Here is a 6768-nt window from a genome sequence, read left to right as displayed (position 1 = left end):
ATCCCGCTGCTCAAACGACCGCTCTTGTTCGTTCTCGTCGCCGACACCGTGGCCAACTTCGTGCTGTTCGTTCCCGTGCAACTGCTTACCGACGGCGGCCCGCAGGGGTCGACGACGCTTCTGATGTTCAACGCGTATCGCACGACGTACGAGTACGGCAGCCGCAACCTCGGAGCGGCGGAGGTCGTCATCCTGACCGTCATCATGCTCGTGTTCGTGGTGCTGCAGTTCCGCCTGCTCCGCGAGGAGAGGAGCACACGATGACGACCACGGCGACGAGTCGCGGCACGGTCAGGGCAACGCGAGAAGCGAGGACCGGGAGGGCGCGCGCGTCGACGGTGACCGTTGTTCTCACGGCGATCTCGGTCGTGCTGGGCGCTGTCTTCATCCTTCCGGCCGTGTGGGTCTTCATCGGCTCGTTCCGGCCCAGCGCAGACATCGTCAACACGATGTCCCCGTTGAGCTGGGCGCTGCTGGTGCCATCGAATGTCACGTTCGAGAACTACATCAGCCTGTTCGTCGACAACGGCTTCGGGCTCGCTCTGCTGAACTCGGCGGTGGTGTGCCTGGCCTCTGTGCTCCTGGGCCTGGTCGTGTCCGTGATGGCCGCCTATCCGCTGTCCGTCTATCAGTTCCGAGGGCGCAACGTCATCTTCGCCGTCATCGTGATCAGCTTCATGGTGCCGTTCGAGGCCATCGCGATCCCTCTTGCGCAGCAGTTCACGGACTGGGGACTCGGGAACACCCTGATCGGACTCATCCTTCCCGGCATCGGCAACGGCCTGGCGATCTTCAACCTGCGCCAGTACTTCCTGGCGATCCCGACGTCGTATCGTGAGGCGGCGATGCTCGACGGCGCGTCGGAGCCGCGGATCCTCTTCACGGTGTACACGCGCATGAGCGGCCCGGCGCTCACGAACTCGGCGCTTCTCATCTTCCTCGGCCAGTGGACGGCATACTTATGGCCGCTGCTGATCGTGAGCGACAACAATTTGCAGGTCGCTCCTGTGGCACTCGCTTCCACGTTCGGCGAACATGGCGCAGACTTCGGACGAAACTTCGCCGGAGCAGTCCTGCTGTCGCTGGTGCCGGCGATCAGTATGTTCATCCTGCAACGATTCTTCGGGCGTCTATCGCTCGCGAGCGGAGAGAAATGACCGATTCGAAGCAGCCGGCGAGGATCATCGTGGTGGGTTCGGCCAATCAGGACTACATCGTCAGGGTTGCCGTACCACCGGCACCCGGTGAGACCGTCCTGGCCAAGAGCCTCCTGCTGCAACCGGGAGGCAAAGGCGCGAATCAGGCCGTGGCGGCCGCTCGCCTCCGCGGGAACGTGAGTTTCGTCGCGTCGGTCGGCGACGACGCGGACGGTGCGCTCCTGCTGCGTGAGCTTCGTTCGGAAGGCGTCGACACCGCGAACGTCGAGATCATCGATCGAGGCCGCACCGGGTTGGCTCTCGTGTCGGTGTACGACAGCGGTGAGAACTCGATCACGGTCGTGCCAGGCGCGAATTTCTCCTTGACGGCCGAACGCGTGAAGCGAGCGGTTGCTGCGCTCGCCGACCAGGCGGACCAGGCCATCATGGTGGCGCAGGCGGAGGTGCTGCCGGAGATCATCGAGGCGTCGATCACGTCGGCGACGCAGGCCGGTGCGCGAGTCATCCTGAATCTCGCGCCGTTTCGCGAGATCCCGGCCGAACTGCTTCGCGAATGCGACCCGCTCGTGCTCAACGAAGCGGAGGCCAGCGCGCTCGTCGGCTGGGAGGTGCGCGATGTCGAGACCGCGGGCAAGGCCGTCGCGGAGTTGCGGGCCAAGACCAGGTCGGTCGTGATCACCATCGGTCCGTACGGTGCGTACTGGGCCGACGCCCACTCGCAGGGACATGCGGTCGCGCCGCCTGTCGCCGAGGTGGTGGACACGACAGGCGCCGGCGATGCCTTCGTCGGCGCAATGGCATCGCAGCTCGCCCGTGGGGCCTCGATTCGTGAGGCGGTGGAATTCGGCGTCATCGCGGGAACCTTTGCGGTGCAGAGGTTCGGCGCGCAGTCGTCGTATCCGACTTGGGAGGACCTCGAAGATGCGTCCTTGCGCTGCTGATCGCAGCCGCGCGGCGACCTCCCTTGCGCGAACATCGCGTCACGCCAGGCCGCACTTTTGAGGATTCACCGTAAGGTCATCGCGATATCCATACGGCGAATCGTGAAAAGTGCGGGAGAGACCGACCGGACGGGAGCGGACGGACTCGCGCAGCGAATCAGGCGAACGGGAGTCGCCGCGAGAACACCTCGTTATCGTTGAGCCACTCGACCGCCTCGCGCGTCGCCTCCAGGGACGAATAGGCGGGACGGTAGCCCAGCATCCTGGTCGCCTTCTCGATGCTCATCGCATGGCTCCGCGCCACGTGCTCGGTCGTCGTCTCCGCGTGTCGCTCGCCAACGGCCGAAGCGTATTCCGAGAGGGGTATATAGGCGAGGTGCGCCTCCTGGCCGAACCACCCGGCCGCGGTCTCGGCGAAGCCCCGCAGCGTGAGCGCTCGGGCGGAGACGGCGAAGAACGCGTTGCCCACGGCATCCTCGGGATGCTCGATGGCCAGCTGGAACAGCTGCGCGACGTCGTCCGCGTGCACATGGTGCAGCATGCCGAGTCCCTCGTCGGGCAGCACGACCTCCTCGCCGAACGCGAGTCGCTCCCACACGACGGGATCCAGGTTGCCTGCCGGGTTGATCACGTGCCAGCCCGGTCCCGAGATGTGCCCGGGGTCGATGACGACGGCGGGCACACCGTCCGGCGCCGACGACTGCTCGATCAGATACGCCTCGAGCTCGGCTTTGCCGGTGCCGTACTCGCCCCAGCCGTTCAGCGGCGACTCTTCCGTTCCCGGCACCTCCGTGAGGATGCCCCGTGACCAGATCGACCCGCAGGTGACGAGCATCCGCACCCGTCCCCGGACGGCGTCGACCAGCTGCTCCGCGGACGCCCGGGTGAAGCAGATCATGTCGACTACTACGTCGGGATTCAGGTCGGCGATGCGCTTTCCGAACGTGCCAGCGGCATCCTCGGTTTGCCTGTCCACATCGATCCGCTCCACGGATGCCCACGCGTCGTCGGCGCGGTACGGATCGCGCTGCCCGCGGCTCAGGGCGATCACCTCGTGTCCCGCGCGAACAAGGCGGGGGACGAGGTATCCGCCGACGTGACCGGTGGCCCCGATGACGACGATTCTCATGACTGCACCTCCAGCTTCTCGTCGAGCCAGTCGAACATGCGCTGATCCGTCAGCGATCGCGCCAGCGGCTGGCAGTGGAAGTCCGCGCCCTCGGCCGCCGTGAACGGCACGAGAGTCGACACGGATTTCGTGAGCTCCGCAAGCTGCTCGGATTGCCCGGGCCAGAACTGCTCCCGCTCGGGCGAGGTGATCAGAAGCGGCGTCGTGATGCGCGAGGCGACATCCGCCACGGTGTACTTGCGCACCTCCGCCAGTGTCTCGGCGTAGCCGAGCGGACCGTACGGCCTGGCGCGGAACGCCCACTGCCTCGCGGCATCTTTCTGGAACTTGAGTCCGAACTCCATGTCACGGTCGAACTTCGCGTCCTCGCCCTTGTCGAGCAGCTCGATGAGGCTCTTCGGCAGATGGCTCGTCCACGACGTGGACACGTCGACCACGCCCGGATCGACGATCGCCGCCGCGAAGCGGTGCTCGAACGCGAGCGCCCGCGACACCCAGTAGCCGGCCTGGCTGATGCCGTACGCAGCGACGCGCTTCCGGTCGACCCCCTCGAGGCCGAGCGCGAAGTCCAGCACGGGGGTGAGCACCGCCTCCCAGTCCGGCCGGAACGTCGTGGCCCGATCGAAGAGCATCGACTGCTGCCCCGGCCCGTCGTAGACGAGCACCGCGTAGCCGCGCTGCAACGCTCCGAACACGCACGTGGCCCACATGGCGGTGAGCGACCCGTCGCTTCCGTTGGTTCCGATGAGCAGCGGCAGCGCACCGGATGCGCCGCGCGGCCGGAACACGTACCCGGGCAGCGTCGTCTGCTCGTACGGGATGGACACGCGCTCGACGCTCGCCCTCGTCGTCGAGTCCACGAAGGCATCCCATGCCGTGCGGTGCTTGTGGAAGACATCCGCGAGCTCGTCCGTGGAGTCCAGTGCGGATGCGGCGTTCACGGCGACCGCGTAGTACATGGATGCCCGCAACCGCGCCTCTGCGGCGCTGGTCGTGTGATGCCGCTCGTCGCAGGCATCCGCTATGCCGTCGACCCGGTCGCCCAGCTCCGCCCACGCTTTGAACCAGCCGCGATCGTCGTTCGGCTTCACGTCGTCGATCGCGGCCAGCACTTCGCCCACGTCGGCCGCGCCGGAATACGCGGCGCCGAGCACATTGCGAACCTCGAAGTCGAAGTCCTCGTTGGTCGAGAACCCCTTGCTGAACGTGTGACCTGCTCCCGCCATGAGCTTCCCCTCGCCGCGACTCGCGCGATCGCGTTCGACCGCGTCCCCACTATCGCCAAACGCTACGGCATGGCGCTCGCCTCGATGGGCCGCACATGGGCGACGCAATCCACGACCGCAACCCCCGGCCGAGCACTCGGGGGCGGGGTACCGTGCTGGCATGGACGCCGAGCAGGTCACCGAACGTATCGCGCAACACGGCGAGGGCCCGATCTGGGACTCCGACCAGGGACGGCTGCTGATCGTGGACATCCCACGCGGCGAGGTGCTCGACCTGCGCGACCCGAGCGTGGGGCGGGTGGATTCGGATGCCGTCGCCCGCTACCACGTCGGCAAGGTGGCGGCCGCGTTGCGTCCGCGATCGGCAGGCGGCTTCGTCGTCGCCACGGAGCACGGCTTCAGCCTGTTCGATCGCGATTTCGTGCTCGAGCGGGAGGTGCCCGACGTCGTGACGGATGCCGGCATCCGCATGAACGACGGCGGCTGCGACCCGCAGGGGCGCTTCTACTGCGGCACCATGGCCTACGACGAGACGCCGGGGGCAGGCACGTTGTTCCGGCTGGAACCCGACGGCGCGACGAGCGTGGCGTTCGGCGATGTGACCATCTCCAACGGCCTGCAGTGGAGTGCAGACGGAGCGACGGCGTACTACAACGACACCCCCACCCAGTGCATCGACGTCTTCGACTACGACGGTGCCAGCGGCGAGTTCTCGAACCGGCGGCACTTCGCCGAGATCGACCGGTCGCAGGGCTCGCCGGACGGCATGACCATCGACGAGGAGGGCGGCATCTGGACCGCGCTGTGGTCGGGCGGCAAGGTGCACCACTACGACCGCGACGGGTACCTCGTCGACGTGATCACCGTGCCGGGAGTGAGCAATACGTCCGCGGTAGCGTTCGGCGGACCGGATCTCGACGTGCTCTACATCACGACGTCGCGGGAGGGCATCGCCGACGGGGAAGAGCCGGGCGCTGGGGCGGTGTTCGCTGCGCGGCCCGGGGTGCGCGGCCGCGTGCTCCCCACATACGCCGGCTGAGTCATCGGCGGGCCGCTTCGGCCGACTGAGTCGTAGGCGACTGCATAGTGCGCCGGCTGAGTCGTCGGCAGCTTGCGCTTCAAGGCACGTGTCGATGCGCAGTGACCGCCCACCCTGCGCCCCTCAGCAGGCGAGTGCTTCGGCGGCCGCATTCAGGTCGGCCGGCACGCCCAGCGAGCGCAGCGCGATGCCGTACGCGAGCACCGAGGTGGCGACCGCTGCGGCGTTCGCCCGAGCACCGGTGTGATTGATGCGCACGAACCGTCCCGCTGCCGCGCCGTGAGCCGACGACAGCGTGCCGTCGAGCCGTGCGGTGGCGGCCAGCAGCCGGCTCTCATCGACGCCCCCGGGCACCGGCGCGAGCGTGACCAGCGTGGACGCCGCGGCATCCGTCGCGGGAGCAGGCTCCGCGCCGTCGATGGCCGACACCAGGGCCCGCACCGCTGACCGCGCGAGAGATGAGGCGCGCGCGTGCCGCTGGATGACGGCATCCACCCCCTCGGCCAGCACGGCGTCCACGGCGGCGTCGAACGCCCAGAACGAGAGCGGGTCCGGCATGCCTGGCAGGACGCCCCGTCCGGCATCCAGCCAGTCGTGCTTGAGATCGAGCAGCGAGAGCACGGATGCCGGCGCCGACGCCCGCGACGCGGACGCCGACTCGAGCGCATCCCAGGCTCTCGGCGACACGGAGACGGCCGAGAGAGACGATGGCCCGGCCAGTGACTTCTGCGCCCCGACGACCGCGATGTCGATGCCCCAGTCGTCGACCGCCAGCGGATGCCCTCCGACCGAGGCGACGGCATCCACGATCACCAGAGCGCCGTGTGCGCGGGCGACGGCCGACAGCTCCTTCAGCGGATTGACGATGCCGGTGGCGGCCTCGCCGTGCGTGACGTAGACGACCTCGGCCGGTTCGCTGTGCAACTCGGCTTCGAGGGCTTCGGCCGCGATGTGCTGGATGCCATCGGTGCGCAGCGTCCGCACGCGGGCGCCGTGCGCCTCCAGCCATCCCGCGACCGTCTCGCCGTACGGGCTCGTGACGAGCACGAGCGCGGTGCGTCCGGGAGCCGCGACCGAAGCGGCGACCGCCTCCAGCGCCACGATGGCCTCCCCTTGCAGGAGCACGACGTCGGCTGACGTGCCGAGGATGCCGCCGATGCGGTCGGCGAGGCCGGCATAACGGTCGGCGGGGTAGGGCGGCACGCTGCCGAGGGGGTTCCAGTTCGTCATCGTCTCGGCTCTTCCTGACGGCCGGTCGTCCCCTGGTGGCTCGTCT

The 6768-nt window shown here is 68.1% G+C and carries 6 protein-coding genes and 1 pseudogene; 4 read left to right on the top strand and 3 right to left on the bottom strand.

Going from position 1 to position 6768, the window contains the following annotated elements; all coding sequences use genetic code 11:
• The 3 genes and pseudogenes from VHB92_RS10610 to VHB92_RS10600 all read left to right on the top strand — a co-directional run.
• Positions 1–264 (top strand): annotated as a pseudogene (locus VHB92_RS10610) (sugar ABC transporter permease); the annotation flags it as partial.
• A complete protein-coding gene (locus VHB92_RS10605; RefSeq protein ID WP_325453720.1) occupies positions 261–1157 on the top strand; it encodes a carbohydrate ABC transporter permease in 897 nt (298 codons plus the stop codon). The pseudogene VHB92_RS10610 and the gene VHB92_RS10605, both read left to right, overlap by 4 nt.
• Positions 1154–2098 carry a ribokinase gene (locus tag VHB92_RS10600; RefSeq protein WP_325453719.1) on the top strand — a complete coding sequence of 315 codons (945 nt, stop codon included), beginning with the start codon at positions 1154–1156 and terminating at the stop codon, positions 2096–2098. The genes VHB92_RS10605 and VHB92_RS10600 overlap by 4 nt, the downstream gene beginning before the upstream one ends.
• 157 nt (positions 2099–2255) lie before the next feature.
• Here the strand turns inward: VHB92_RS10600 and VHB92_RS10595 are convergent, their stop codons facing one another.
• Together VHB92_RS10595 and VHB92_RS10590 are read right to left on the bottom strand one after the other, a co-directional pair.
• Complete coding sequence (locus VHB92_RS10595; RefSeq protein WP_325453718.1) at positions 2256–3227, bottom strand: NAD-dependent epimerase/dehydratase family protein; 972 nt, start codon at positions 3225–3227, stop codon at positions 2256–2258.
• Complete coding sequence (locus VHB92_RS10590) at positions 3224–4453, bottom strand: dipeptidyl aminopeptidase (protein WP_325453717.1); 1230 nt, start codon at positions 4451–4453, stop codon at positions 3224–3226. Before VHB92_RS10590 ends, VHB92_RS10595 begins: the two co-directional genes overlap by 4 nt.
• A 160-nt stretch (positions 4454–4613) precedes the next feature.
• Between VHB92_RS10590 and VHB92_RS10585 the strand changes: the two genes are divergently transcribed.
• Positions 4614–5492 (top strand): SMP-30/gluconolactonase/LRE family protein, encoded by an 879-nt coding sequence (locus VHB92_RS10585; protein WP_325453716.1) that lies wholly within the window; start codon positions 4614–4616, stop codon positions 5490–5492.
• 123 nt (positions 5493–5615) lie between these two features.
• On the opposite strand, the gene VHB92_RS10580 is transcribed toward VHB92_RS10585, so the two are convergent.
• Entirely contained in the window at positions 5616–6722 is a 1107-nt protein-coding gene (locus tag VHB92_RS10580; RefSeq protein ID WP_325453715.1) for a pyridoxal-phosphate-dependent aminotransferase family protein, read from the bottom strand.
• Positions 6723–6768: the final 46 nt, after the last annotated feature.

It is taken from the genome of Humibacter sp. (assembly GCF_035547335.1).
Lineage (GTDB): Bacteria > Actinomycetota > Actinomycetes > Actinomycetales > Microbacteriaceae > Humibacter.
The sequence above is the reverse complement of the archived record's forward strand: the minus strand, read 5'-3'. Positions and strand labels throughout refer to the sequence as shown.